This window comes from Glutamicibacter sp. NPDC090743 (genome assembly GCF_044769125.1).
Taxonomy (GTDB): domain Bacteria; phylum Actinomycetota; class Actinomycetes; order Actinomycetales; family Micrococcaceae; genus Glutamicibacter.
In genome coordinates, this window is record NZ_JBIVXE010000004.1 from 299,702 (window position 1) to 326,221 (window position 26,520).

General features: G+C 63.1%; 22 protein-coding genes. 6 read left to right on the plus strand and 16 right to left on the minus strand.

The features are described 5' to 3' along the window. Positions 1 to 435: 435 nt before the first annotated feature. Genes era through ACIQTS_RS10180 form a run of 4 tightly spaced genes read right to left on the minus strand, consistent with a single transcriptional unit; the run spans position 436 to position 4,180 of the window. Positions 436 to 1,398 carry a GTPase Era gene (gene era, locus ACIQTS_RS10165; protein WP_402473149.1) on the minus strand — a complete coding sequence of 321 codons (963 nt, stop codon included), beginning with the start codon at positions 1,396 to 1,398 and terminating at the stop codon, positions 436 to 438. Then, positions 1,391 to 2,677, minus strand: coding sequence for a hemolysin family protein (locus ACIQTS_RS10170; protein ID WP_402473152.1), 1,287 nt, complete (start codon positions 2,675 to 2,677; stop codon positions 1,391 to 1,393). The genes era and ACIQTS_RS10170 overlap by 8 nt, the downstream gene beginning before the upstream one ends. A 4-nt stretch (positions 2,678 to 2,681) precedes the next feature. Next, the gene (gene ybeY / locus ACIQTS_RS10175; protein ID WP_105658335.1) at positions 2,682 to 3,155 is read right to left on the minus strand and encodes an rRNA maturation RNase YbeY; all 474 of its coding nucleotides are present in this window, start codon (positions 3,153 to 3,155) and stop codon (positions 2,682 to 2,684) included. Further along, positions 3,152 to 4,180 (minus strand): PhoH family protein, encoded by a 1,029-nt coding sequence (locus ACIQTS_RS10180; RefSeq protein ID WP_105658334.1) that lies wholly within the window; start codon positions 4,178 to 4,180, stop codon positions 3,152 to 3,154. The genes ybeY and ACIQTS_RS10180 overlap by 4 nt, the downstream gene beginning before the upstream one ends. A gap of 309 nt (positions 4,181 to 4,489) precedes the next feature. Between ACIQTS_RS10180 and ACIQTS_RS10185 the strand changes: the two genes are divergently transcribed. Continuing rightward, on the plus strand, positions 4,490 to 5,401 hold the full coding sequence (locus ACIQTS_RS10185) for a GerMN domain-containing protein (RefSeq protein WP_105658333.1): 912 nt from the start codon (positions 4,490 to 4,492) through the stop codon (positions 5,399 to 5,401). Between the two features lie 330 nt (positions 5,402 to 5,731). Here ACIQTS_RS10185 and ACIQTS_RS10190 read toward each other — a convergent pair whose 3' ends face one another. From ACIQTS_RS10190 to hrcA, 3 genes are all read right to left on the minus strand, one after another. Next, positions 5,732 to 6,505 carry a 16S rRNA (uracil(1498)-N(3))-methyltransferase gene (locus tag ACIQTS_RS10190; RefSeq protein WP_402473154.1) on the minus strand — a complete coding sequence of 258 codons (774 nt, stop codon included), beginning with the start codon at positions 6,503 to 6,505 and terminating at the stop codon, positions 5,732 to 5,734. A 2-nt stretch (positions 6,506 to 6,507) separates the two neighbouring features. Then, complete coding sequence (dnaJ, locus tag ACIQTS_RS10195) at positions 6,508 to 7,632, minus strand: molecular chaperone DnaJ (RefSeq protein ID WP_105658331.1); 1,125 nt, start codon at positions 7,630 to 7,632, stop codon at positions 6,508 to 6,510. Between the two features lie 65 nt (positions 7,633 to 7,697). Beyond that, a complete protein-coding gene (gene hrcA, locus ACIQTS_RS10200; RefSeq protein WP_105658330.1) occupies positions 7,698 to 8,711 on the minus strand; it encodes a heat-inducible transcriptional repressor HrcA in 1,014 nt (337 codons plus the stop codon). A 127-nt stretch (positions 8,712 to 8,838) separates the two neighbouring features. On the opposite strand from hrcA, the gene ACIQTS_RS10205 reads away from it, so the two are divergent. Continuing rightward, on the plus strand, positions 8,839 to 9,708 hold the full coding sequence (locus tag ACIQTS_RS10205; protein WP_105661288.1) for a DUF3097 domain-containing protein: 870 nt from the start codon (positions 8,839 to 8,841) through the stop codon (positions 9,706 to 9,708). 90 nt (positions 9,709 to 9,798) lie between these two features. After that, positions 9,799 to 10,200 (plus strand): DUF4870 domain-containing protein, encoded by a 402-nt coding sequence (locus tag ACIQTS_RS10210; protein ID WP_105658328.1) that lies wholly within the window; start codon positions 9,799 to 9,801, stop codon positions 10,198 to 10,200. 16 nt (positions 10,201 to 10,216) lie between these two features. On the opposite strand, the gene hemW is transcribed toward ACIQTS_RS10210, so the two are convergent. Then, positions 10,217 to 11,446 (minus strand): radical SAM family heme chaperone HemW, encoded by a 1,230-nt coding sequence (gene hemW, locus ACIQTS_RS10215; RefSeq protein ID WP_332594743.1) that lies wholly within the window; start codon positions 11,444 to 11,446, stop codon positions 10,217 to 10,219. Further along, a complete protein-coding gene (gene lepA / locus ACIQTS_RS10220) occupies positions 11,447 to 13,294 on the minus strand; it encodes a translation elongation factor 4 (RefSeq protein ID WP_105658326.1) in 1,848 nt (615 codons plus the stop codon). A 112-nt stretch (positions 13,295 to 13,406) separates the two neighbouring features. On the opposite strand from lepA, the gene ACIQTS_RS10225 reads away from it, so the two are divergent. Both ACIQTS_RS10225 and rpsT read left to right on the plus strand, forming a co-directional pair. Next, complete coding sequence (locus ACIQTS_RS10225; protein ID WP_400289083.1) at positions 13,407 to 13,976, plus strand: type II toxin-antitoxin system PemK/MazF family toxin; 570 nt, start codon at positions 13,407 to 13,409, stop codon at positions 13,974 to 13,976. Positions 13,977 to 14,146: 170 nt separating this feature from the next. Continuing rightward, the gene (gene rpsT / locus ACIQTS_RS10230; RefSeq protein WP_105658324.1) at positions 14,147 to 14,407 is read left to right on the plus strand and encodes a 30S ribosomal protein S20; all 261 of its coding nucleotides are present in this window, start codon (positions 14,147 to 14,149) and stop codon (positions 14,405 to 14,407) included. A 175-nt stretch (positions 14,408 to 14,582) separates the two neighbouring features. On the opposite strand, the gene holA is transcribed toward rpsT, so the two are convergent. From holA to leuS, 5 genes are read right to left on the minus strand one after another with little or no spacing between them, the layout of a single operon-like run. After that, complete coding sequence (gene holA, locus ACIQTS_RS10235) at positions 14,583 to 15,575, minus strand: DNA polymerase III subunit delta (RefSeq protein ID WP_402473162.1); 993 nt, start codon at positions 15,573 to 15,575, stop codon at positions 14,583 to 14,585. Between the two features lie 34 nt (positions 15,576 to 15,609). Continuing rightward, positions 15,610 to 17,877, minus strand: a complete 2,268-nt coding sequence (locus ACIQTS_RS10240) for a ComEC/Rec2 family competence protein (RefSeq protein ID WP_402473165.1) — start codon at positions 17,875 to 17,877, stop codon at positions 15,610 to 15,612. Beyond that, positions 17,874 to 18,521 (minus strand): ComEA family DNA-binding protein, encoded by a 648-nt coding sequence (locus ACIQTS_RS10245; protein ID WP_332594741.1) that lies wholly within the window; start codon positions 18,519 to 18,521, stop codon positions 17,874 to 17,876. Before ACIQTS_RS10245 ends, ACIQTS_RS10240 begins: the two co-directional genes overlap by 4 nt. A gap of 15 nt (positions 18,522 to 18,536) precedes the next feature. Continuing rightward, positions 18,537 to 19,475 carry a DegV family protein gene (locus ACIQTS_RS10250; RefSeq protein ID WP_402473169.1) on the minus strand — a complete coding sequence of 313 codons (939 nt, stop codon included), beginning with the start codon at positions 19,473 to 19,475 and terminating at the stop codon, positions 18,537 to 18,539. 9 nt (positions 19,476 to 19,484) lie between these two features. Beyond that, positions 19,485 to 21,974, minus strand: coding sequence for a leucine--tRNA ligase (gene leuS, locus ACIQTS_RS10255; protein ID WP_402473171.1), 2,490 nt, complete (start codon positions 21,972 to 21,974; stop codon positions 19,485 to 19,487). Positions 21,975 to 22,263: 289 nt separating this feature from the next. On the opposite strand from leuS, the gene ACIQTS_RS10260 reads away from it, so the two are divergent. Continuing rightward, entirely contained in the window at positions 22,264 to 24,138 is a 1,875-nt protein-coding gene (locus tag ACIQTS_RS10260) for a hypothetical protein (RefSeq protein WP_402473174.1), read from the plus strand. Positions 24,139 to 24,249: 111 nt separating this feature from the next. On the opposite strand, the gene glpK is transcribed toward ACIQTS_RS10260, so the two are convergent. Together glpK and ACIQTS_RS10270 are read right to left on the minus strand one after the other, a co-directional pair. Further along, complete coding sequence (glpK, locus tag ACIQTS_RS10265; protein WP_105658318.1) at positions 24,250 to 25,770, minus strand: glycerol kinase GlpK; 1,521 nt, start codon at positions 25,768 to 25,770, stop codon at positions 24,250 to 24,252. A gap of 17 nt (positions 25,771 to 25,787) precedes the next feature. Continuing rightward, positions 25,788 to 26,516: an MIP/aquaporin family protein gene (locus ACIQTS_RS10270; RefSeq protein ID WP_105658317.1), complete on the minus strand. Its 729-nt coding sequence runs from the start codon at positions 26,514 to 26,516 to the stop codon at positions 25,788 to 25,790. Between the last annotated feature and the right edge of the window lie 4 nt (positions 26,517 to 26,520).

A 26,520-nucleotide genomic window follows, 5' to 3' on the forward strand; every position in this document is an offset into this window, starting at 1 on the left:
GCCAGACAAGAGCTACTCCGCGACGAGGGGTCGGCCTGTAGACCACTAGCGGTCCTTTGGATCCTCGCAGCGGCTAAGTAGTAGTAGAAGCTCGAAATGCACGAAATGAGCATAGCACCGCGCTTTGGAGGCAAGTGAAACTTATGTCACTTGCGTGTCACATAGTGGACGTCCGCCTTGCGCAAGGCGGCGGACAGGATGCCCAAGCAGGCGAACAATGGGGCTCATGGAGCTAAGCGCCAGGGAGGTCCATGGATGGAGACGATCCGCATCGGCGCTGGAACCCATGGGCTGCGTACTGGCGTTTCTCCCGCGGAAAGGCTGGCCCGGGAGATCCAGAGTGCGGGCCAAGCAGCCGGTTAACCAGCTCGTCCCCCAAGACCGGTCTGGTCTTGAGGGACGAGCTACGCATTTTCCAGCGCTGAAGTGCGCAGCCTAGAAGCCGAGACGTCCAAGCTGCTTCGGGTCGCGCTGCCAATCCTTGGCAACCTTCACATGCAGGTCCAGATAGACCTTGGTGCCCAGCAGCTTCTCGATGCCCTGGCGGGCGTTGGTGCCGACCTCTCGCAGGCGCGAACCGCCACGGCCAATGATGATGGCCTTCTGGCTGGAGCGCTCAACGAAGAGCGAGACGTGGATGTCGATCAGCGGATTGCTTTCGCTGCGTCCTTCGCGGGAAACCATCTCTTCAACGACGACGGCCAGCGAGTGCGGCAGTTCGTCGCGCACGCCTTCCAGGGCGGCTTCGCGAATCAGCTCGGAAACCATCTTGGCTTCCGGCTCGTCGGTCAGCTCGCCGTCCGGGTACAGCGGCGGGCCCACTGGCAGGTGCTCTGCCAGCACGTTGGCCACCTCTTCGACCTGGAATTCCTTGACAGCCGAGACCGGAACGATTGCGGCGAAGCCGTTCTCGCCGAAGTTCTGGGTACCCATCTCGGCCACCGCAACCAGCTGCTGCGCGAGCTGTTCGCGGTCCACCAGGTCAGCCTTGGTGACCAGGGCGATGATCGGCTTGCGCTGCAGCTGAGCCAGCTGCGTGGCGATGTAGCGGTCGCCCGGGCCGATCTTCTCATTGGCCGGGATGCAGAAGCCGATCGCGTCCACCTCGGAGAGGGTGTCGGCGACCAGGTCATTCAGGCGCTGGCCGAGCAAGGTGCGCGGACGGTGCAGGCCCGGGGTATCGACCAGGATCAACTGCGCATCCTCGCGGTGCACGATACCGCGGATGGTGTGGCGGGTAGTCTGCGGCTTGGCCGAGGTGATGGCCACCTTCTGGCCTACCAGCGCATTGGTCAGGGTGGACTTGCCGGCATTCGGGCGGCCTACGAAAGAGGTGAAGCCGGAGCGGAAGCCCTCAGGCCATCCGCTGGATGCAAGCAGGTTGTGGTTTTCACTCATGTGAGGAATCCTCGTCGTTCTCAATATGGTCGGATGCATCTGTTTCCAGACGCTCTACATGGATTTTGCCGATACGGTTGCGGCGGCCCGCGAGGGCTACCACGGTCAGGCGCAGGCCGTGCACTTCAGCGGTGGAACCGAGTACCGGCACCGATTCCAAGGCCTTGGAGAGCAGGCCGCCGACGGTGTCGACGTCCTCTTCCTCGATGTGCATGTCGAAGTGGTCGGCAATATCGTCAATGGATGCCGCCGCCACGGCGAAAATCGACCCGTCAGGGTTCTGGATCAATTCGGCCCTCGAACGATCATACTCGTCATCGATTTCGCCAACGATTTCCTCAAGCAGGTCTTCCAGGGTCACCAGGCCCGCGGTGCCGCCGTACTCGTCGATGACGATGGCCAGGTGGATGGATTCCTTCTGCAGTTCCTGCATCAGCTCTGCTGCCGACTTCGATTCGGGAACAAAGCGGACCTTTCGCGCCAATTCGGCCAGGGTCCGGGCCTGCTGCAGGCCGTGGATCTCGCGGATCAGGTCCTTGAGGTAGATGATGCCCTGGATATCATCGGTGTCCTCGCCGATCAGCGGGATGCGGGAGAAGCCCGAGGCGATGAACAGGTCCATGGCGCTGTGGAAGGAATGATCCGCATCCAGCACCACCATGTCGGTGCGCGGCACCATCACCGAACGAACGCTGGTCTCCTCCAAGTCGATCACCGAGGAGATCAGTTCCGCCGATTCCTCATCCAGGTCCTCGCCTTCGGAGGCGCGATCCACCAGATCACGCAGTCGTTCCTTGCCCAGGTAGCCGTCTCCATCCACACCGCCGGGGCTCAGTGCCTTGGCGATGGATGCCAACCACGTGGTGATGGGTCCGAGAACCAGGCGCAGGAAGCGGACCAGGGTGGCGGTGGACTGCACGACGTTCTGGGCGTTGGAACGCCCGTAGCGACGTGGCGACACGCTGACCAGGACGAATCCCAGGGCGGCCATCGCAATAGTGGAGATCATGCCGATCAGCCACACATTCTCGATCCACTGCGAAACGAGCAGGGCTACAGCGACAGCGGAAGCGGTCTCGAACCAGATCCGCCAGAACTTCACTGCCTGGGCGTGGGTTTCTGTTTCATCCAGAATTGCGGACAGCGATTTGGAATTGGACTCGGCGCGCAGGCGTTCAGCAGCGTGCCGGGATAATGCGTAGAAGGCTGAGTCTGCGGCAGTCAGCACGGCCGAGAAGGCCATGAAAACAAGGGCGAGAATCAGCAAAATTATTTCCACGGGGTTATTCCACCGTTTCCTTTGGCGCGGGGCGGCCGGTGTAGCTCTCTAGGAGCTGGCGCTGCAGCGCAAACATCTCTTCCTTTTCTGCTGGCTCCATGTGGTCGAAACCCATGAGGTGCAGCAGGCCATGGGTGGTCAGCAACAGGATTTCATCGTGGGTGCTGTGGCCCCCGGCCTTGGCCTGCGCTTCGGCGACGGCAGGGCAGATGACGATGTCGCCAAGGATGCCGCTCTCCCCCGGCGCACCGGCAGTTCCTGGGCGCAGCTCATCCATCGGGAAGCTCATCACATCGGTGGGGCCTTCGAGGTCCATCCACTCGACGTGCAGGGCGCTCATGGCATCCTCGTCGATGAAAACGATCGATACTTCGGTTTCCGGATGCAGGAACATTGCCCGCATCACCGATTCTGCCAAGGCGTTGACATCCTTGAGATCGACGTCGTATTCGGTTTCGTTATTTACTTCAATGCTCATTTGCTGCGGCGTCCCCGGTTGTGGTCTTTGCGTCGGGTGTCATCCCAACGGTCGTAAGCAGTAACGATGTCGGCAATCAGACGGTGGCGAACCACATCCGAAGAGTCGAGTCGGCAGATGCTGATGTCGTCGATGCCTTCAAGGACATCGCTGGCCATGCGCAACCCGGAGGTCGCATTGTTGGGCAGATCCACCTGGGTGACATCCCCCGTCACTACCATCTTGGAACCGAATCCCAGGCGGGTCAGGAACATCTTCATCTGTTCACTGGTGGTGTTCTGCGCTTCATCCAGGATCACGAAGGCGTCATTGAGGGTGCGTCCACGCATATAGGCCAGCGGAGCGACCTCAATGGTTCCGGCTTCGAGCAATTGCGGAATGGTTTCCGGATTGATCATGTCGTGCAAGGCATCGTAGAGCGGGCGCAGGTACGGGTCGATCTTCTCGGTCAACGAGCCCGGCAGGAACCCCAGCTTCTCCCCTGCCTCAACGGCAGGCCGGGTCAGGATGATGCGGTTGACCTGCTTGTCCTGCAAGGCGGCGACGGCCATGGCCATGGCCAGGAAGGTCTTGCCGGTACCGGCTGGGCCAATGCCGAAAGTAATTGTCGAATCCTCTATGGCGTCGACATAGCTCTTCTGGTTCACGGTCTTGGGGCGGATGGAACGTCCGCGCCCCGAGAGGATCTTCAGGCCCAGGACGTCGGTGGGTGCATCCGGATTGCCGGCGCTGAGCATCTTGATGATCTGCTCGATCGTTTCGGCGCTCATGCGCGAGCCGCGAGTGGCCAGCGAACGGGCTTCTTCGGTGACGCGCTGGGCCTTGCGGACTTGCTGCGGTTCACCTACCAGAGCCAGGGATTGGCCGTTGGGGCGGAAGCTCACCTGCGGGTAGGCGCCGGAGAGAATACGCAAGAGCTCGTCATTGGGACCGAGGGTGGCAATCATGAGCTCAGCTGTATCGAAACTGATGGTGAGCGATGCGGATCCGTTCTCCGCTGTCGCCTTATTCTGTTCAACCTGCATGCAGTGCGCGGCGCCCCTTTGCGAGCTTGGTGGTAATCGTGATTTGTCCTGCTTGCCATTCTATCGAGTCGCAGGCCAATCCGGAGAAAATTCAGGTCTCAGCGTAAGCAGTAGAACCTGAAAGTAGTCTTGAATGATGCTAATCGGGGCAAGTGGCGAACATATAGATTTGGTTACGGATTAGTAAGTTGGGCCATTTTTCTGCAGTTAGCCGCTTCTGATATGGCAAGCTTGAGAGCGGTTCCAATACGGCCAGGAGCCACAACAGCTAAAATCACCACGGATTGGTACGCAGTGCAATCAAGGATCTTGCGGAAGATTCCACGCCGATTCGGCGTTTTGGGAATCACTGCCGCTCTCGTCGTCGCCGCAGGATGCGGTCTGACGAATCGCGAGAGCTCCTATGAGATGCCATCGACCGCCGTGGCTGAATCGCTGAACCTGCCGAACGCCACCGACGCTGGCGAGGATGTCGGCATCGCGGCTAGCCTGCCCATCTACTGGCTGGAAAACACCGATACCGGCGTGTTCCTGTACCGCGAGTACATCGAGGACACCCGCCATCAGGAACCCATCGGCGATGCGATCTGGACGCTGCTCTCAGCCGACCCGATGAAGCCGAAACGTTATACCCATTTGAAGCCCACCGATGAAATCGGGGTTTCAATCAATAATGCGAATGTCATCACCTTGGATCTGCCGGCCAAGGTCTTCAGCGCCAATCTCGACCAGGGCCTGTCGGAGCGCGCCATCCAGCAATTGGTCTTCACCGCTACGGCAGCTGCCGCCAGCGCTGGACTGGTCGTGGGCGAGCTTCCCGCAACGGTCCGCATCCTGGTTGACGGCCAGGCAAATGCCACAGTCTTCGACGGTTTCCGGCTCAAGGATGTCTACGAGCGCGATGCGGCGTTCATTGCACCGATCTGGATCATCGATCCGCAGTTCAACAAGACCTTGGCGGATGGCTCGATCAAGATTAACGGCCGAACCACCCAGTTCGACATCGGCACCTTCTACTCCTTGCAGCGCAAGGACGCCGACGGCAAGCTCACGGTGATGACCGCTCAGAAGCAGGTCAACCCCGGGCAGATCAATGCCGACGGTTCATTCACCCTGACCACCGATCTGCGTGCCGGCTCATACCGGCTGACTTTCTGGGGCGTTGAGACCGGATCGGACCATCTGGTCGGCAAGGTCACCAGCGACTTCCGCGTCGAGTAACGCAGCATCCAGCGCTGCAGCCCCCGCCGGAAGTCCTGGACATGAATCTGGGCGCCCGTTGTCCGGGCCAGCTCCTGAACTGGTGGCAGCTGAGCATTCTTGGCCTGCTGGCAGGATTTCCAGTGCCGTTGCCTTGGACAGCGTCCTTATCCGATCGGCTGCCGCATTCGCGTATCCGGCCCGCAGCGACTTCGCGTTCCCCGTCCCGAGGCCTTTTCTCGGCTCGAACCCGTTGCGCCGGCCGGAGACGAAATTGCTCCGCAGATCCCGGCAGGCACATGCCTGCCGGGATCTGCGGAGCAATTCACCTGCTAACCGGAATTCTGGAACCTAGATTTCGCCGATCAAATGGCGGATCAAGACCAGGGCCGCGGGGCCCGCGGTCGAGGCACGCAGCACATGCTGGCCCAGCAGGGCTGGTTGGGCGCCGGCATGGACGAAGGACTGCAGCTCCGTTTCGGAGATGCCTCCTTCTGGCCCGACGATCATGATGATCTCCTGGCCGGTCCGCGCATCGGCGAGCCACGACTGCACATGCCGGGCCACCGATTCCGCGGCCTGCTCGTGCAGAACCAGAACCAGTGCGCCATTTGCGGTATCGGCCGCGATGGCCTTGGCCAGTTCCTTGGAACCCAGCGGGTCCAGCACCTCCGGCTCATAGGCGCGGCGCGACTGCTTCTGCGCCGAGCGCACCTGGGCCCGCCACTTGGCCATGGCCTTGTCGACCTTGGCCGCGTTCCAGCGCACGATCGAGCGGTCCGCCTGCCAGGGGCGTACCGACAGCACGCCAAGTTCCACGCCGGACTCGACAGCTTGCAGGTCGCGATCCCCCTTGGACAGCGCCTGGACCAGGGTGACCGGGTGATCGCTGACCGCTTCCTCGGCACGGCGCAGGACCTTCACGCTCAGCAGGTCCTTGGCGGTGCCGATGACCTCCACAGTCAGGCGCAGCCCCTTGCCATCCAGCAGGTCCAGGTGCTCGCCCGCGGAGACCCGTTTAACGGTGACCGCGTGGTGCGCTTCGGAGCCATCCAGTTCAAGAATGTCCCCGACCGTTGCGTCCCGGCCCTGCTGGGCGTCGATGACGAAGCTGTGGTTGCTCATGCCTAGCGCTGGTTCAGCTTGTCGCGCAGGCGGGAGAACATGCCGCCGCTGTGCTCCACACGGCCGGCCGAGAGTTCTTCGCCACGCAGCTTGGCCAGTTGCTCGAGCAGATCGCGCTGGGCAGCGTCGAGCTTGGTCGGCGTCTCCACCTGCAGGTGCACGATGATGTCCCCGCGCTTGCCTCCGCGCAGGCGCGGCACACCGAGGCCCGGCAGGGTGACGGTGTCGCCATCCTGGGCGCCTGGCTCCACATTGATGGACTGGCCGCCGTCGAAGGTTTCCAGCTTCAGCTCGCAACCCAGTGCGGCGGCGGTCATTGGCAGGCTCATCTTGGCGTGCAGGTCGGTGCCGGCGCGCTCGAAGACCTTATGGCGGCGCACGTCGATCTCGACGAACAGGTTGCCGTTAGGCCCGCCGCCCGGGCCGGCTTCGCCCTGTCCGCGCAGCTGGATGCGGGTGCCGGAGTCGACACCTGCAGGAACGTTCAGCGACTTCGACACATGCTCGCGCACCCGGCCTTCGCCGTTGCACTCCAGGCAGGGGTCCGGGATGGTGGTGCCGAAACCGCGGCAGGCCGCACAGGTTTCCACGGTCATCATCTGGCCCAGGAATGAACGCACTGGACGCTGCACCTGGCCTGCGCCATGGCAGATGTCGCAGGTGACCGGGCTGGTGCCTTCGCGCGTGCACGAACCGTTGCACGTCTTGCAGGTGACAGCGGTTTCCATCTCCAGCGGGTAGACCGTGCCCTTGACCGCATCTTCCAGGTCGATGGTGATGGTGATCAGCGCGTCGCGGCCCGGCTGGGTGCGTGATGCCGGGCCCTGGGCCTGGCCGCCACCGAAGAACTGCTCGAAGATGTCGCCGAAGCCGCCAAAGCCCTGGCCGCCACCGCCGAAGCCCGGGTGGCCGTTGCCGTTCTCATCGCCGGTGGCGTCGTAGTTGGAGCGCTTGGTCTGGTCGGAAAGGACTTCGTAGGCTCGGGTGACCAGCTTGAACTGTTCTGCAGCGTCATCGCTAGGGTTTACATCCGGGTGCAGCTTACGCGCCAACTTGCGGTAGGCACTCTTGATTTCCTGCGGGGTCGCGTCCTTGGCGACGCCTAGGGTCTCGTAATGCGAGCTCACGTTATTCGCCGTGTCCTTTCCTGAGAATCTTGAAATTCGGTAGTGCCGGGCGGTGCCCAGCGAGGCTAGTTAGCCAAAATCTTCGACAGGTACCGTGCCACCGCACGAACCGAGGCCATGGAGGTTGGATAGTTCATCCGGGTGGGGCCCAGGACCCCGAGCTTGTTGCGCACATCGGTGCCGTAGGTGGTGGCGACCACGGCGGCTTCCGACAGCTGCCCGTAGTGGTGCTCGGTGCCGATGGCCACGGCTACGCCGCGCGAATCGGCTTCCAGCTCGGAGAAGAGCTTGAGCAGCACTACCTGCTCCTCGAGCGCCTCGAGCACCGGGGTTATGCTCAGCGGGAAGTCCCCTTCCACGCGGGCGAGGTTCGCGGTGCCTGCCATGATGATGCGTTGCGCGTTGGCCGCCTGGGCCATTTCTTCCAGCGCACCGATCACCTGGTCCACCAGGGGGTCGGCCTGCTGCGTCGAACTGCGCTCGATGCGGGTGAGCCGGCCGGCAAGTTCGGCAAGCTTCACTCCCCCGAAATTGTTGAGCAGCCACAGCTTCAAGTCATCCAGCTCATCATCGCTGTAGGAACGCTGGACCGGCATCATGCGCTGATCCACCGTGCCATTGGAAGCGATCATCACCATCAGCACCTGGGCCGAGCCCAGTCCGACCAGATCGAGGTTCTTCAACGAAGCGGTGTCGTAGTGCGGCACCTGGATCATTGCTACCTGGTTGGTCAACCGCGCCAGGAGGCGAACAGTGCTCTTGAGCATCTCGTCCAGGTCCGTGGAGCTGTCCAGGATCTTGTTGATGGCGTCGCGTTCAGCCCGCGACAGCGGCTTGAGCTCGCCGATCTCATCGACGAAGCGGCGGTATCCCTTTTCGGTGGGGATCCGTCCGGAGGAAGTATGCGGAGCGACTATGAGCCCCTCTTCTTCCAGCATAGCCATGTCATTGCGGATCGTCGCGGCGCTGACACCGAGGTTGTGCCGGTCCAGGAGCGCTTTGGAGCCCACTGGCTCACGGGATTGGACGTAGTCCTCCACGATGGCACGCAGAACGTCTAGGCGTCGCGGCTCTGTCACAACAGCACCTCCTTGGATTCCCTGTGCCCGGCTTTGGCACTCTAACCTGTCAAGTGCCAAGTCTAATACGTTCAGCAGTTGCTAGCATTGGATTTCGAGCGTATTCGATCACAGCGAAAGGCAGTACGTGACTAATTACTCCTGGGGACCACGGGATCTGAGTGCACCGGCACCGAAAAAACTCCGCCAGGTCCCTGTTGAACGTGGCATGATTCTGGAAGATGCCACCTCAGGATGGGTAGGAGAAGTCATCCGTACCGAGAAATCCGGTGGCATGCGCGTGATCGTGCTCGAGGACCGCCACGGCAAGACCCGCTCCTTCCAGGCGGGCTTCGGGTTCTTCCTCGAAGGCGAAGCGGTGGAGATCATTGATCCCGTTGCCAAGGCCGCACCGCCCCAGAAGCTGGTCTCGGCTTCGGGTTCGCGTGCCGTTGCCGGACTGAAGGCCCGGGAGGCCAGGGCAAGCCGCATCTGGGTAGAAGGCAAGCACGACGCTGAGCTGGTTGAAAAAGTTTGGGGCCACGACCTGCGTGTTGAAGGCATCGTCGTTGAACCACTGCATGGCGTGGACGATCTTGCCGGGGCTATCCGCGACTTCGCCCCCTCCGCGCAGCGCCGCCTGGGAATCCTGGTTGACCACCTGGTTGCCGGAAGCAAGGAATCGCGCATCGTTGCCGAGGCGATGAAGGTCCCCGGTGCAGCGCAAAACGTGCTGATCCTCGGCCACCCGTACGTGGATGTATGGCAGGCGATCAAGCCTGCGACACTGGGCATCAAGGCTTGGCCGGTGATCCCCAAGGGCACCGATTGGAAAACCGGTGTGCTCCGGGCCTTTGGCTGGCCGCACTCCACCGCGGAAGACATCGGCATCGGATGGCAGCGGCTCTTGTCCACGGTGCAGCATTACGGGCAGCTTGAACCACAGCTCTTGGGCCGGATTGAAGAATTGATCGATTTTCTCACGACCGAAGATTACGGTTTCCTAACGATTGACTAATAGTTGGAGATTAGTCTGCGAATCTCCCCGTGGGCCCAGCCGCGGTCGCTATGATAAGAGGAACCACACTTAGCAAGACAAGGAAAAATAGTGACATCACGCCAGACGAAGCCATCGGAGAATTCCCGCTTCGAAGGTTCCAGGACCTCTGCGCTGCCGCTGACTCCTTCAGAAGATCGCCAGTGGGCAATGATGGCCCACTTCGGTGCCATCTTGGGTTGCGTTCCTTCGGCAATCGTCTTTGCCGTATTCCGGGACCGTGGCCCGTTCACTGCACAGGAATCGAAGGAAGCGTTCAATTTCACGTTCCCGCTGACCATTCTCGCCATCGTATTCAATGTGCTCATGGTCTTGCCGGTGATCGGCTGGCTTTTCGCAGTACTCGCCGTGGCCCTCTGGGTCTTCATGACGGTCTCGGGCGCCCTTGCTGCCATCCAGGCCAACAAGGGACGCCCTTACCGCTACCAATTCAATCTGCGGCTGATGAAGTAGCAGTGATTGCCCAGTCTTAGAAATCGAGCAGTTCACGCACCACGAGGTCGGCCAGGAGCCGGCCTCGCTGCGTTAACACCAATGTGCCGGCGAACGCGGCCTTGGCATCAATCAGCTCGTCGGCGATCAAGCCGGCGACTTTCTTGCGTCCGGTTTCATCGAGCTCGCTAATCTTCATGCCCGAACCCAGCCGGGTCAACAGCATCGTGCGCTCAAGCTGCACGGCCTCGGCATCCGGGTATTCGCGGCCGTGGCCCGGGGAGATTCCAGCATCGATCCGTTGCTGATACGCGGCTGGATGCTTCACATTCCACCAGCGCAGCCCGCCAACATGGGAATGCGCGCCGGGGCCTGCGCCCCACCAGTCGCCGCCCTGCCAGTAAGCGATGTTGTGCTGGCAGGCATTCGCCGGGGTCTTCGCCCAGTTGCTGACCTCGTACCAGGAGAAACCGGCCGCGGCAAACATGTCGTCGGCCAACTGGTACTTTTCGGCATGGTCGTCATCATCGATGTTCGGTACCTCGCCACGGCGAATCTGGGCCGCCAGCTTGGTGCCTTCCTCGATGATCAGCGCATACGCCGAAATGTGATCAGGTTCGTAGCTCAACGCGGCTTCGATGCTGGTGCGCCAGTCTGCCAGGCTCTCCCCCGGAGTGCCATAAATCAGATCGACACTGACATCCAGGCCGGCCTCGCGCGCCCACGCAACGGCTTGCGGAACGCGCTTCGGATCATGGGTGCGTTCAAGCACCTTGAGCACGTGGGGCACCGCGGACTGCATGCCGAAGGACACGCGGGTGAACCCGCCGTCGGCCAGCTCCTGCAGGCTTTCGCGGGTCACCGAATCCGGGTTGGCCTCCGTGGTGATTTCCGCGCCCGGCTTCAGGCCGAAGTCGTCGCGGATCCGGCCGAGCACCGAGACCAGGTCTCCGGCGGGCAGCAGCGTGGGAGTTCCGCCGCCGAAGAAGACAGTTTCAATTTCGCGGTGCGGTTGGCCCGAACGGTCCATCACCTCGCGGGCGAAGCTGATTTCCTTGCTGACAGTGGCAGCGTAGGTTGCTTGGCTGGAACCGGAGCCCAGCTCCGTGGCGGTGTACGTGTTGAAATCGCAGTAGCCGCAACGGACGGTGCAGAACGGAATATGCACATAAAAGGACATGGTCCGCCCCTGTGCCTCATGCGCGCATGAGGCAGGGAGCAGACCATCGGCCGGAGCCGGATCGCCGTCAGGCAGTACTGAAGGCATCTACTTCTTTTTCGGCTCGTCGGTGGACAGTGCGGCAATGAAGGCTTCCTGCGGGACCTCCACGCGGCCGACCATCTTCATGCGCTTCTTGCCTTCCTTCTGCTTTTCCAGCAGCTTGCGCTTGCGGCTGATATCGCCGCCGTAGCACTTGGCAAGAACGTCCTTGCGGATTGCGCGGATGTTCTCACGGGCAATGATGCGCGAACCGATCGCGGCCTGGATTGGAACTTCGAACTGCTGGCGAGGAATCAGCTCACGCAGCTTCGAGGTCATCATGGTCCCGTAGTTGTAGGCCTTGTCGCGGTGCGTAATGGCGCTGAAAGCATCCACCTGCTCGCCCTGGAGCAGGATGTCGACCTTGACCAGATCTGCCACCTGCTCGCCGTCGGCCTTCCAGTCCAGCGAAGCATAGCCGCGGGTCTTGGACTTGAGGTGGTCGAAGAAGTCGAACACGATCTCAGCCAGCGGAAGGTGGTAGCGCATTTCGACACGGTCCTCGGAGAGGTAGTCCATGCCGCGCATGGTGCCGCGGCGGGTCTGGCACAGTTCCATGACCGAGCCGATGAATTCGCTTGGCGCCAGGATGGTGGCGGCAACCATTGGCTCGTGGACTTCCAGGATCTTGCCATCCGGGAATTCCGAGGGGTTGGTCACCGTAATCATCTGCTTGTCTTCGCCCATGACCTCGTACACCACGTTCGGCGCCGTGGAAATCAGGTCCAGATTGAATTCGGATTCCAGTCGCTGGCGGGTGATTTCCAGATGCAGCAGGCCCAGGAAGCCCACGCGGAAGCCGAAGCCCAGGGCCACGGAGGTTTCCGGTTCGTAGGTCAGCGCAGCATCGTTAAGCTGCAGCTTATCCAGTGCATCACGCAGTACCGGGTAGTCGGTGCCGTCCATCGGGTACAGGCCGGAGAAGACCATTGGCTTGGCCTCTTCGTACCCGCCCAGGGACTCGGTGGCCGGCTTGTGGAAGTTGGTGACGGTATCGCCGACCTTGGACTGGCGCACGTCCTTGACACCGGTGATCAGGTAGCCCACTTCGCCAACGCCCAGGCCCTTGGTGGGCTCGGGGTTCGGCGAGGATACGCCGATTTCCAGCAGTTCGTGGGTGGTGCCGGTGGACATCATCTGGATCTTCTCGCGAGGAGACAGATTGCCATCGACAACTCGAACGTAGGTCACCACGCCACGGTAGGTGTCGTATACGGAGTCGAAGATCATTGCGCGAGCCGGAGCCTTGGCATCGCCGACAGGCGGCGGGAGCTGCTTGATGACCTCATCGAGCAGTGCTTCAACGCCTTCACCGGTCTTGCCCGAAACCTTCAGCACGTCTTCTGGCTCGCAACCGATCAGGTTGGCCAGCTCGGCAGCGTACTTTTCCGGCTGCGCGTTGGGCAGGTCGATCTTATTGAGCACAGGGATGATCGTCAGATCGCCCTCGATAGCCAAATAGAGGTTGGCCAGGGTCTGCGCCTCGATGCCCTGGGCGGCGTCAACTAGCAGGATCGCGCCTTCGCAGGCTGCCAGCGAACGCGAGACTTCGTAGGTGAAGTCGACGTGCCCGGGGGTATCGATCATGTTCAGTGCATATGGGGTGCCATCTTCGGCTCCCCACGGCATGCGCACAGCCTGGGACTTGATGGTGATGCCGCGTTCGCGCTCGATGTCCATGCGGTCGAGGTACTGTGCCTTCATGTCGCGGGCAGCGACAACGCCGGTCAGTTGCAACATCCGGTCGGCCAGGGTCGACTTACCGTGGTCGATATGGGCAATGATGCAGAAGTTACGGATGAGCGACGGATCGGTCGCGGCAGGCACCGGAGCGGTGCGGGCCAATGGAGACACCTAAACAGACCTCACTAGCTGACTAAAAGACATAGTTGGATTAGCTTCTATTCTGTCATGATTTCCGCGTCTTCTCATATTTCGACAGCCTGAAACTGATAGTTTGTCGTCCATGCCACTGAATCCAGAGAAGATATTTAGCATCGTCATGCGCGCGCTGAAGGAAATCAGCAAGGTCCGCGCAAATTCGGCAAGCAAGCGCCCGGCCAGCAACCGCGCGGCCAGCGGGTCCCCGAGCACTGCCGGAAGCCGCTCTCGTGCCAACTCCATGCAGGATTCTCCAGCGGGTGCCGGCTACCCGGGTGATTACCGTGGCAAGATTCACTACGAGTACAACCCGGCGAAGGACGGCAACGCCGATCCGGGAGAAATTGTCTGGACTTGGGTTCCCTATGAAGAGGATTATTCGCAGGGCAAGGATCGCCCGGTGCTGATCGTCGGCCGTGATAGTGGCTGGCTGCTGGGGTTGATGCTCACCAGCAAGGACAAGAACAACTCGGATCACCGCGACCGCAACTACATGGACATCGGTACCGGCGACTGGGACCGCGAGCGGCGTCCGAGCGAGGTCAAGCTCGATCGCATTATCCGAGTCGGCGAGCAAGCCGTCCGGCGCGAAGGCGCCATCCTGGATCGCGAACGCTTCTCAAATGTGGTGAACGCCCTAAACGAACGCGCATAAGCACTCGTTGTCAGGCTCCCTATCTGATAAAGTTAATCTTTGTGTGTTGCGCAGGTTGGGCAACACGCCCCCTTCGGGTCGCCATAGGTGCCCCACACCGCTCAGTCGATGGCTTGAAGGATGAACCCTCTACCGACCGTATAAAACGATAAACGAGAGAGTTTATTAAAGTGGCTAACATCAAGTCCCAGAAGAAGCGTATCCTGACCAACGAGAAGGCACGTCTGCGTAACGTAGCTGTCCGTTCCGAGGTCAAGACCGTGATCCGTAACGTCAACGAGGCAGTAGTCTCCGGTGACAAGGAAAAGGCAACCGAGGCACTGCGCCTGGCTGGCAAGAAGATCGACAAGGCTGTAAGCAAGGGTGTTCTGCACAAGAACAACGCTGCTAACCGCAAGTCGGCTATCGCCAAGAAGGTTAACGCCCTCTAAGCCGAGCTTAGACTTCATCAACTCCCCCGCACTCATCGAGTGCGGGGGTTTTGTTTTGCCCGGAACTGCTCGTCGAAGCTTCCAGGCAGACACGCGCCGATGGCTAGCCTTCATTAAAGAGCAGTGGGAGCACGCACGAGTGCATCGTGCCCGCCCCCACCTGGAACCTCAGCGGCTAGCGTCCCGGAGCCTTGCCTGCAATGAACATGATGGCGTGTTCCAGCGCGTAGCCCGGTGAACGGCTGCCGCCCTTGACCATGCGGTCGGTATTCGCTATTTCTTCGACGCACAGGGCAAGATCGCTGCGTTTCCAGCCGCGAGCCTGCTGCTGCGCCTGCTGAACTTGCCACGGCGCCATCCCCAACTCGGATGCCAATGAAGCTGCGGGTTCATTCACGCCGGCGACCTTGGCGATCTGGCGGACCTTCATCGCCAAGGTGGCCACAATGGGAATCGGGTCGGTTCCAGTACCCAGCGCATGGCGCAAAGTGCGAAGCGCCATCTGGGCGTTGCCGGAAATTGCGGCATCGGCCACCTTGAAAGCAGTTGCTTCAACCCGGCCGCCGTAGTACCTGTCGACCGTATCCTGGTCAATGGTTCCCGTGGTGTCGGCAATCAGCTGGGAGCAGCTCGATCCAAGCTCTGCCAGCGAGTTGCCTACCGCCGCTACGAGGGCTTTGACCGCGTCATTGGTAATCCGGCGCTTGGCGGCTTTGAATTCGGACTGGACGAAGTCGATCTTCTCGGAGTCCTTTTTCACCGGTTGGCAATTGACGATCAGGGCACCGGCAGCTTTGATTGCGTCAATCAGCTTCTTGCCGCGCGTACCACCCGAGTAATGCATGATGAGCACATTCTCGGGAGCCTGGTCTTTCAGGTAGGCCAGGCCGTCCTTGAGGAAGTACTCGTTCATGTGGGCCAGTTCGTGGACCTCGACCAGATTGGCGCTGGAAAACAGCGAAGAGCTGGTGGCCATGAGCAGCTCTCCAGGCTCGTACTTTGTCGCGTCAAGACGCGTGTGCTGGATATCGTCCCGCTGGGATGCCTGGGAACGCAGCAATTCGAAGGCGCGCGAAGCGAGGTAATCCTCTGAACCGGTCAACAGGATCAGTGGTTGTGGGCGCAGTTCCCGCCATGAGATACCCGGATTTGCTTGGGCGCGTGCCATCGAACTCCTTAGTGCATCGGTCGATATAACGATCCTACCGAACCGGCGTACCCAGGGCGGTACCCAGAACGCCCTGGCTGGTAAATGTGAGCAGTACGGTACCCGATTGGTCGGTGCGAATCACCGTCGCGCCGACCTGCTGCGCCATCGCCAGGGTTTCGGGGTGCGGATGGCCATAGGAATTATCCTTCCCCGCGGAGACCAGCAGGATCTGCGGACGGATCTGCTCGATGATTTCGGTTCCGCCGTTGCGTGCCCCATGGTGCGAGGCTTTCAGGATCGCTGCATGCCCTTGCGGATGCAGGCGCAGCAGGCGATCCATGGCTTCGGTTTCCATGTCCCCGGCTGTGAAGAGATCGATGGTCCCGGGCCCGGTGGAAAAGCTGAACCGGATGACCAGCGACGTATCGTTGGGTTCGGCGTATTTCGCGAAGCGCGCCTCGGGGCCCACGACTTCGAAGCCCACCTCCCCTGCAGCCTGCCGCGTACCGGGCTCCAAGGCGCGTGCACCGGGCCATAGTTCAAGGTCGAACCCAGTCGAGACCAGGCGTTCACCAATCTTTACGTCCGAATTCTCCAGCTCGCCCACGGCCCCGAAATGGTCGCTGTGGGTATGCGTGATGAAGACCTTGCTCAAGGTGCTGATGCCCAGCCGCTCCAGGCACAGCAGCAACCCGCTCTCCGGTGGTCCGGTATCGATCAGCCAGCCCTCTGAATCCCCCAGATTGATGACGAAGGCGTCGCCCTGGCCCACATCGCACATGGCAATGCTCCAATGCGGCGCGATATCTTCCCGGTAGAACAGCGTCGCAGGCAGAACGAGCGCTACGGCGAATACCAGGATCGCTCCCAGCACGCTTAGGGACACCTGCCTGACCCGGAGCCTCTCGGTTTCCCGGCCCAGCACCAGCAGGGTGCACAGCACCAGGGAGAGCATCACTGCCAAGACGATTCCGGGTAGGCCTTCGGGCCACGGCCGGGCGGCACCGGGGAGCCCGGAAACGAAATGGGCCACCTGGCCAATGGCTTCTGCCGGCAGCCCCGGAACCCAGATCAGCACCGATTCCAGCGCTGGCCACGGCGTGCACAGCAGCAGGCAGGCCATGCCGAGCGCAGTAATCAAGGGCAGCAACGGCGCGACCACGAGGTTCGCGGGCAGCGAGTACAGGCTGAAATCCGAATTCAACGCGATGACCACCGGCAGGCAGGTGAACTGCGCCGCGCAGCAAATGGCCGTCAGCTGCGCGAACCAGGCCGGGAATATGTGGAGAAGAATTTCGGTCAGGGCCGGGGCGAGCATGATGATTCCCAGGGTCGCCAGCATCGACAGGGCGAAGGCCGGTTCGGCACCCAGCGAGCGATCGATAGCCAGCAAGGCGGTTCCGCTCAGGCACAGTATTCCCAGAGAGCCTTGGCCACGACCCAGCAGCACCGAGATGACCGCAATGCTGCCCATCAGGCTGGCGCGCAGGACACTGGGATCCGGCCCGGCAAACCAGGCGAAGAGCCCGACCACGCCAATCATCAAGATCGCGCTGGGTGCCCGTGGCACCGAAAACAGCCGGAGCAGCACCAGCACAATGGCCCCGATCAGGGCAATGTTCGATCCGCTCACCGCGGTCAGGTGGCTCAACCCGCTGGATCTCATCGCCTCGCTCAACGCTTCGTCCTGTCCGGAACGATCGCCATAGAGCATGCCAGGCAGCAGCGCCTGGGCATTGTCCGGCAGGCCGCGCAGGCCCTGGGTGAACCGTTCCTTGAGGTAATCCGCGGCGGTAGGCTCAACCCAGGAGCTCACCTGCGGTTCACTGGCGGCATGCGCCCACCAATCGAAGGCGCCGGCAGCTGCTGCTTCCAAGTCGAGGATGGTCTCGAACTCGCCCGCAGTGGCCGGCACCCCGAAATCAATGGTGAGGAAGACCGGCACCCGGCATGGCACCCATTGGCCGTTGGCCCAGTACCGCTGGATTTCCGCCCGGCCGGCGGCAGCCCCCTGGCCCTGCGCGGTGGCCGGGTCCTCGAAGCGGACCACGGCACGGCGCTGTTGCTCGCCGGCGCCCGGCAGCTGGCACTGGGGGTCGGTGAAGGCCAGGCTGCTGACGGCCACCACCCCCAGGAGCAGGATAATAGGACCGGTAAACCATGGCGCCGCGTAGGCGCGGTCGTGCCGGGGCCGCAAAAGCAGGAACAACAGGACAGCCATCAGCGCGGAAAGTACCCACAGCAACCATACCGGGAGGGTGAAATAGGCGGCGGTCCACGCGCCGCCCAGCAGCCACAGGCCGCGGAAATCGGTGTTCACGGGATCACCAGTTCGCTCAGCTGGCCCAGCAGCGCCGGACCGATGCCCGGTACCGCATCCAGCTCTTCCACGGAGCTGAACGGGCCGTTCTCGGTGCGGAAGTCGATGATCCGGGCTGCCAATGCCGGCCCGATCCCCGGAAGCTCCTGCAGGGTCTGGGAATCGGCACTGTTGAGCGAAATCTTCCCGCCCGCCGCCGCGCTCGGTGCCGCGGCTAGTTCCGTGGCCGTCTCGGCGCCCGGAAGGACCACCTGCTGGCCGTCGACCAGCTTGGCCGCCAGGTTCACCATCTGCGCACGTGCGCCTTTGGCCAGCCCGCCGGCGGCGTCCACCGCGTCGGCAATCCGCGAATCCACGGGCAGCTGGTAGACGCCGGGCTTCTTCACCGCGCCGACCACGTGGACCGTGACCTCGGGTGCGGCCAGGCTCGGGGACTGGCGGTCCTCCGGCGCCGAAGCGGACGGGTCGGATACCAGCGGAACTGTTTCAAGCTCCTGGGCGACCGGCGGTGGCGCGAGCAGGATGGAGATCGCAATCCAGGCGAGCACCACAATGACCAGCACCAGCACGGCCACGCGCGAGATCGCGAATCTCAGGCGACCGGGACGTGGCGCGTACTTGCTGAAGAAGTCGTGGCGGCCCATGGGCCACAGTCTGGGCTATGGCGCCGGCGGCCGATCCAGGATGGACGCCGGCTGTGGATAGCTGGGGGCGACGCACACGGCGATCACGCCCAGGCCGGTATGCGCGGCCAGCACCGCCGGAAGGGACTCGACCACGACCGGCATGGCGCTGAACGGTGCCAGTTCGGTGGCGATTTCCTCGGCCAGTTCCTCGGCGCCGAAATGCATCACCCCCAGCCGCACCTCGCCACTGGCGTCGCGGGCGTCGCGCAGGGCCAGGGCGACCAGCCGTGCGGTGGCGCGCGCGAAGGAGCGGGGCTTTTCCAGGGCGACGATCGAGCCCTCGGCAATCCCGAGGATCGGCTTGAAATTCAGCAAGCTGCCGACCACGGAGGACAGCGCGCTGATCCGGCCGCCGCGGCGCAGCTGCTCAAGGCTTGGCACCGCGAAGTACACGGTGTTGGCGGTGGCCGTGCCGGCGATCTGCTCGAGCATCTCCAGCGGGGCGCCGGCGGCGCGGGCGGCCAGCACATCGGCCACGGCAAATCCCTGGGGCAGGCACACGGTGCGCGAATCGACCACGGTGATTGGTGCGTCAAAGCTGCGGGCCGCCAAGCGGGCCGCCTCCACGGTGCCCGACAGCGCCCCGGACATGTGGATCGAGATGATCGACTCGCAGCCGGCGTCGAGCAGCTGCCGGTAGGCGCGTTCGAACTCGCCTGGCGCCGGGCGCGAGGTTTTCACCGCCTTGCCCATGGCCAGGCCCATCATCAGCGCCTGCAGGTCTTCGCCGTGCACATGGTTGTCCACGATGATCGGGATCGGCACTTCGATGAAGTCCGGATGCGGCCCGAAATGCCCGGGCAGGCAGGCCGCCGAATCGGAGACGACCCCGATGCGGGTACGCGAAAGCCCGCGCGGGGCCAGCCACTTGGGCAGCCAGCCCGCGCGCGAGCTTTTCTGGCGTTCAGTCATGAGCCGAGCTTACGGGGCGGGAACCACGTTCACGAGCTTCGGCGCACGCACGATGACCTTCAGCGGCTCCTTGCCATCGAGCATCCGGATCACCGACTCGTGGGCCAGGGCCTGGGCGCGCAGCTGCTCCTCGGTGATGTCCACCGGAACCTCCAGGCGGGCACGGACCTTGCCCTTGATCTGCACGACCGCGGTGATGGTGTCATCGACCAGCAGCGACTCGTCCACTTCAGGCCAGGCGCTGGTGACCACGGAGGGCGCATAGCCCAGCGCTTCCCACATGTCCTCTGCGGTGTACGGGGCGAACATGCTCAGCAACTGGGCGGTCACCGTGGCGGCCTCGCGCACTGCCGGGTCCGCTGCCCCGGCACCGGAGTCGATGGTCTTGCGGGTCGCGTTGACCAGCTCCATGGTCTTGGCGATGACCACGTTGAACTTGCCCGAATCCAGCAGCGCGGCGGATTCATGCACGGTGCGGTGGGTGACCTGGCGCAGCGCCTTGTCCCCTGCCGCGTAGTCCACGCCGGCCTCGCTGGTGGTGTCCTGGGCGATGCGCCAGGCGCGGGCCAGGAACTTCTGCGAGCCCGATGGGGAGACATCGGCCCAGTCCACGTCGTCCTCCGGCGGGGAGGCGAAGACCATGGTCAGGCGTACCGCGTCGACGCCGAACTTGTCCAGCTGCTCGCCCAAATCCACGCCGTTGCCCAGCGACTTGCTCATCGCCTTGCCGCCGTTCAGGACCTGGCCCTGGTTCAGCAGCGCGGAGAACGGCTCGGTCGCGTCGATCAGGCCCAGGTCGTGGATGACCTTGGTGAAGAAGCGCGAGTACAGCAGGTGCAGGATCGCGTGCTCGACCCCGCCGACGTACTGGCCTACCGGCATCCAGTCGCGCACGGCCTTCGGGTTGAAAGGGCCCTGCGTGTACTGCGGGGAGACGAAGCGCAGGAAGTACCAGGAGGAATCCACGAAGGTGTCCATGGTGTCGGTGTCGCGCTTGGCGGCGCCGCCGCACTGCGGGCAGGCCACGTTGACCCATTCCTCGGCGGCGGCCAGCGGGGAGGTGCCCTTCGGGGCCAGCTGCTCGCCGCGCAGGTTATCGGGCAGGCGCACCGGCAGCTGGTCGTCGGGAACCGGGACCTCGCCGCAATCAGCGCAGTGGATGATCGGGATCGGGGTGCCCCAGAAGCGCTGGCGGGACAGCAACCAGTCGCGCAGGCGGAAGTTGATGGTGTGCTTGCCCGTGCCGGCAGCTTCCACGATCTCAATGGCCTTGGCGATCGCCTCGGTCTTCTCCAAACCGGATAGCTGCCCCGAATTGATCAGCTGGCCCTCGCCCGCGGTGGCGGTGCCGGTTTCGTTCGGGTCTTCTTCACCGGTTTCGACGACCACGCGTACTGGCAGGTCAAAGGCCTTGGCGAAGTCCAGGTCGCGCTGGTCGTGCGCAGGCACGGCCATGATGGCTCCGGTGCCGTAGTCGGCCAGCACGTAGTCCGCCGCCCAGACCGGCAGCTTCTCCCCGGAGAGCGGGTTGATCGCGTAGCGGCCGGTGAATACGCCGGTCTTCTCGCGTTCGCTGGACTGGCGCTCGATCTCGGACAGGGCCTTGACCTGCTCCTGGTATTCCTCCAAGGCGGCGCGGTGCTCATCGGTGACCAGTTCGCCAGCCAGCTGCGCGTCGGCGGCGACCACCATGAAGGTAGCACCGTACAAGGTGTCCGGGCGGGTGGTGAAGACCGGGATCTGCAGCGCAGGCTTGTCCTCGTGCGCTTCGATCCCGAAGGTGACCTCGGCGCCTTCGGAACGGCCGATCCAGTTCTTCTGCATCAGCAGCACGCGCTCAGGCCAATGGCCCTTGAGCTGCTCCATGTCCTCAAGCAGGCGGTCAGCGTATTCGGTGATCTTGAAGTACCACTGGTTCAGCGACTTCTTGGTCACCGCAGTGCCGCAACGCTCGCAAGCGCCATTGACGACTTGCTCGTTGGCCAGCACGGTCTGGTCCTTCGGGCACCAGTTCACCGGGTGGTCCTTGCGGTAGGCCAGGCCCTTCTCGTAGAACTTGTTGAACAGCCACTGGGTCCAGCGGTAGTACTCCGGATCCGAGGTGTGCAGGCGGCGATCCCAATCGGCGGAGATCGCGTAGCGCTTGAAGCTGGCGGCCTGGGTATCGATGTTCTTGTAGGTCCACTCGGCAGGGTGGGCATTGCGCTTGATCGCGGCATTCTCTGCGGGCAGGCCGAAGGAGTCCCAGCCGATCGGGTGCATCACGTCATAGCCGCGCAAGCGCCAGTAGCGCGCGACCACATCGCCCATGGCGAAGGCCTCGGCGTGGCCCATGTGCAGATCGCCCGATGGGTAGGGGAACATGTCCAGCACATAGCGGCGTTCGCGGCTGCCATCATCGGCGGGCTTGAACACCTGTAGTTCGTCCCACACCGGAAGCCACTTGGACTCGATGTCCTTGAAGTCGTAGGTCCTGGGTTCGTTCGTCGATGATGTCACGCTGCTCTTCTCACACGCTTTGCGGAAAATTTCCGATAGGAAAAACTTGTTCTTGGTTCCAGACACAACAAAAGCCCCCAAATTTCCACTCGGGGGTACGGCCAACGGGCCGTGCTCAGGCTAGGTTGCGCTTCGGATTCATATCGCGATTCTATCGCATATCCCCTGCCCACGCGCGCATCGATGAAGCGCAAGATTGCACACAGCGGCAAACGCGGCGCCACCGCAGTTATCCACATCCCGCAGCTGCCCGCAGGGGCAGGAGCTTCCAGCGCCCGATCATGGAGCCATGAACGCGCCAGCCCTGATCGCCGCATTGCGCACCGCATGCCAGGCCCCGATGCACCTCGGACCGGCCTTGTCCGGTGCCATGGTGCTGCGCCTTGGCTACCTGTGCCTGGCCCTGTATGCCGCGCTGGGCAAGCTGGTGCGCGATGCGGGCGACCCGCGCCTGGTCCTGGCGCATCTGCAGCTCACCGAAAGGTTCGCCCAGCAAGTCCATTGCGAGCAACACGCCGGCGCACTGCATGCCGAGGCCACCGGCGCCCGGGCGCTGGCACTGGACAGCTACGCGGCCCTGCGTTTGCCTGCGGATGACCCCGACGCCATCACCGACGGGCTCTTTGCCGGGGAACCGGACCTTGCCCCGGGGCGCTGCTGCTACAAGGACACCGCCCAGCTGCTGGCCGCATGGCTGGGCATCAGCTACTTCGAAGCCCAACGGCGCATTGCCGACGCGCACCTGCTCATTGGCCGGCGCACCCCCGATGGCGGCATCTGCGCGCCGCGTTTCAAGCATCTGGCCGAACTCTACGGGCAGGGCGCTGCCAACCGCCGGGCCATCGCTTCCGCCGCGCGGCGCCTTGAACGGCTCGAACCGCAGGACACCATCTTTGACGGCGTGCCCGTGCCGCTGCTGGCGCATGGCACCGATGGCCGCAGCCTGGACCAAGCCGCGGCCCACTCCCTGCGGGAGCTGGGCCCCGCCGCCGCGCAGAAGCAGATCAGCACCTCAATCAGGACCTACAAAGAACTGCACGGCAAGCAGCTGCCTCCCAAGCTCGGCATGTTCATCGGCCCGATGAAAAACGGCGTGCATTTCTTCTCGCTGCGCACCAATGCCACCGACGCGCAACTGGTTCATTCGGTACTCACGCAGGCCGGCAACCCACGAACCAAGGCCGGCCGGGCCGATCGCGATCCCCAGCAGCAGCGCCCGGCGGGTTCGGGATCCAGCGCCAGCGGCGGCCCGCGAGAGGGCCAGGACTCCCAAGCGGACCAGGAGTCCACGGCAGGCCAGAACGCTGGCAACGGAAGTGGAGCCGCACCCGAGCCGCCGTCGTGGTTGCGCAGCGATCAGCCCATGCCGCCGTGGGCCGAAGAGGAACCAGAAGCTCACGGTGGCCAGAACCCGGACGGCGGCCGCACCGCAAAGCAGGCAGAGGCCCAAGGCGAACCGCAAGACGGGGCGCAAGACGAGCCGCACCTGCAGGACTCCCCCGCCGGGCAGCCCGATCTGCATCGTCGCCGGCTCAACGCGTTCATGGCGCTGTTGCGCGCACCATTTGCTGGCGGCGATCGAAAAGTCGTCATCCCGAAGTTCGTGGTCTACCTGTGGCTCGCGGATCTGCAGAACCTGGCGGACGCGCACGGCATGACCACAAATGGCATCGACATCCCGCCCGGAGAACTCCGGCAGCTGCTCGCCAGGGCGAACATCATCCCGATGGTCCTCGGCGGCAACAGCCAAGTGCTGGATATGGGGCGCAAGATGCGCTACCACAAAGGCCGGATCCGCGAAGCGATCATGGCCCGGGATCGCGGCTGCATCGTGCCCGACTGCACCGCGCCGCCGGATCATGTCGAAACCGACCACTACCAGAAGCCCTGGTCCGAAGGCGGCGAAACCAGTGTCTGGTCCGGGGCGGGAATGTGCACGTCCGATCACCACAAGCGCCATGCCGGACAGCTCGAGGTCGTCGATGTCGATGGGCTGCCGCACGTGGTCATGCCTGCACATGTCGATCCGGAGCAAAAGCCCCGCCGCAATACCTATTGGGACGCCCGGCAAGCCGGCGAGTCCCCCGCGCGCCGCAGACCCGCCGCGCAGGAAACCGCGCGTCCAGGCCAGGAAGACACCCCTGAGGCCGCATCGGGCGATTGAGGCGATTGAGCTGCCCCGCGGGTTAAACCGGCAACGCCCGAACCACCCATCCGGGTGATTCGGGCGTTGCCGGTTGCGGCCGGTTCGGAACCGGCCAAGCCACGGTTGCGCTTAGGCCTTGGTATCTTCGTCGACCCAGTCGAAGGTGCGGGTGACAGCCTTTTTCCACAGGCGCAAGCTGCGCTCACGCGTAGCCTCATCCATGGTTGGCTCCCAGCGCTTGTCCTCGGCCCAATTGTCTTCCAGTTCGCCCAGGTCCTTCCAGAAGCCAACGGCCAGGCCAGCAGCGTAGGCTGCACCCAGTGCGGTGGTCTCGGTGACCTTCGGGCGAACCACTGGCACGCCGAGGATGTCAGCCTGGAACTGCATCAGGGCTTCGTTGGCCACCATGCCGCCGTCGACCTTCAGTTCGGTGAGCGGAACCTCTGCGTCGGCGTTGACCGCATCCAGGACTTCGCGAGTCTGGAATGCGGTGGACTCCAGGGCCGCACGGGCGATGTGGTTCTTGTTCGCATAGCGGGTCAAGCCCACGATCGCGCCACGGGCATCCGAGCGCCAATATGGTGCGAACAACCCGGAGAAGGCCGGAACGATGTACACGCCGCCGTTGTCCTCCACCTTTGCTGCCAGTTCCTCGATCTCCGGAGCGGTAGCGATCATGCCGATATTGTCGCGCAGCCACTGGATCAGCGACCCGGCCACGGCAATTGAACCTTCCAAGGCGTACACCGGTGCGTTTTCGCCCAGCTTGTAGGCCATGGTGGTCAGCAGGCCGTTGGTCGAATTCACGATCTCCGTGCCGGTGTTGAAGATCAGGAAGCAACCGGTGCCGTAGGTGTTCTTCGCGGTACCTGCGGTGAAGGCCGCCTGGCCGAAGGTCGCCGCCTGCTGGTCGCCCAGGATGCCTGCAACGGGCACCTCGCGCAGCAGCTGGTTGGTGTGCACGGAGCCGTAGACCTCCGAAGAAGAGCGGATCTGCGGCATCATCGAGCGCGGCACGCCGAAGTCAGCCAGGATCTTCTCGTCCCAGTCCAGGGTCTTGAGGTCCATGAACAGGGTACGTGATGCGTTGGTCACGTCGGTGACGTGCACGCCGCCGTCCACGCCGCCGGTCAGGTTCCACAGCACCCAGCTGTCGGTGGTGCCGAAGAGCAGGTCGCCTGCTTCGGCACGCTCCCGGGCACCTTCGACATTGTCCAGGATCCACTTGATCTTGGTGCCGGAGAAGTAGGTCGCCAGGGGCAGGCCAACGGTCTGCTTGTAGCGTTCCAGGCCGCCATCGGCTGCCAGTTCGTCGACGATGTCCTGGGTACGGGTGTCCTGCCAGACGATCGCGTTGTAGACGGCTTCGCCGGTGTTCTTATCCCACACCACCGCGGTTTCACGCTGGTTGGTGATGCCGACGACCTCGATGTCGTGGCGGGTCAGGTTGGCCTTGGACAGGGCCTGGCCAATCACTTCGCGCACGTTGCTCCAGATTTCGGCTGGATCGTGCTCGACCCATCCGGCAGCCGGGAAGATCTGCTCGTGTTCCTTCTGGCCTACCGAATGCACCTCACCGGCGTGCGTGAAGACAATTGCGCGGGAGCTGGTCGTGCCTTGGTCAATGGCGATGACGAATTTTTCACTCATGATTCACTGCTCTCTTTCTAGAACATTGGCGCGGCGGCAAGTCCGCCAAGGATACCGCCGATGGCTGGACCAGCCAACGGAACCCACGAGTAGGACCAGTCGGAGGAGCCCTTGCCCTTGATCGGCAGGATGGCGTGGGCAATTCGTGGACCGAGGTCGCGGAACGGGTTGATGGCGTAGCCGGTGGCTCCACCCAGGGACAGGCCGATGGCAACAACCAGCAGGCCGACAGCCAGCGGGCCAAGCTCGTGAGGAGTATGCCCCAGTCCGGCGATCACGAACACCAGGACGAAGGTGCCGAAGATTTCCGAGACCAGGTTCCAGCCGTAGGAGCGGATGGCCGGTCCGGTGGCGAAGACGCCCAGCTGCGTGCCCGCGTTCTGCGGATCATCCAGGTGCTTCTTGTAGGACAGCCAGGTGCCCACGGCACCCAGGAAGGCGCCAATGAACTGCGCCGCGAAGTAGAGCAGCGTATTGGCCATGGTCTTGGCGACGCCGGGGGCGTACTCGGCAACGTCCGGGTTGACCAGCAGGCCCAGGGTGACTGCCGGGTTCAGGTGGGCTCCGGAGATCCCAGCTATCCAGACGCCGCAATAGACGCCCAGGCCCCAGCCGAAGCTGATGGCTACCCAGCCCGCGGCGCTGCCGAGAGTGCCTTTCAGGGCGACGTTCGCGCAGACGCCGCCGCCCATCAGCAGGAGAATGAAAGTGCCGGCTAATTCGGCGAGAAACACGTGAGTGGACAACGTT

Coding starts and splice junctions, on each gene's coding strand:
- ACIQTS_RS10190 (WP_402473154.1), bottom strand. CDS start 6,505: ATGAGCAACCACAGCTTCGTCATCGACGCCCAGCAGGGCCGGGACGCA.
- ACIQTS_RS10260 (WP_402473174.1), top strand. CDS start 22,264: ATGAACGCGCCAGCCCTGATCGCCGCATTGCGCACCGCATGCCAGGCC.
- era (WP_402473149.1), bottom strand. CDS start 1,398: ATGAGTGAAAACCACAACCTGCTTGCATCCAGCGGATGGCCTGAGGGC.
- hemW (WP_332594743.1), bottom strand. CDS start 11,446: ATGCCTTCAGTACTGCCTGACGGCGATCCGGCTCCGGCCGATGGTCTG.
- holA (WP_402473162.1), bottom strand. CDS start 15,575: ATGGCACGCGCCCAAGCAAATCCGGGTATCTCATGGCGGGAACTGCGC.
- ybeY (WP_105658335.1), bottom strand. CDS start 3,155: ATGAGCATTGAAGTAAATAACGAAACCGAATACGACGTCGATCTCAAG.
- ACIQTS_RS10245 (WP_332594741.1), bottom strand. CDS start 18,521: ATGGGCCGCCACGACTTCTTCAGCAAGTACGCGCCACGTCCCGGTCGC.
- ACIQTS_RS10225 (WP_400289083.1), top strand. CDS start 13,407: ATGCCACTGAATCCAGAGAAGATATTTAGCATCGTCATGCGCGCGCTG.
- ACIQTS_RS10180 (WP_105658334.1), bottom strand. CDS start 4,180: ATGCAGGTTGAACAGAATAAGGCGACAGCGGAGAACGGATCCGCATCG.
- glpK (WP_105658318.1), bottom strand. CDS start 25,770: ATGAGTGAAAAATTCGTCATCGCCATTGACCAAGGCACGACCAGCTCC.
- ACIQTS_RS10250 (WP_402473169.1), bottom strand. CDS start 19,475: ATGACTGAACGCCAGAAAAGCTCGCGCGCGGGCTGGCTGCCCAAGTGG.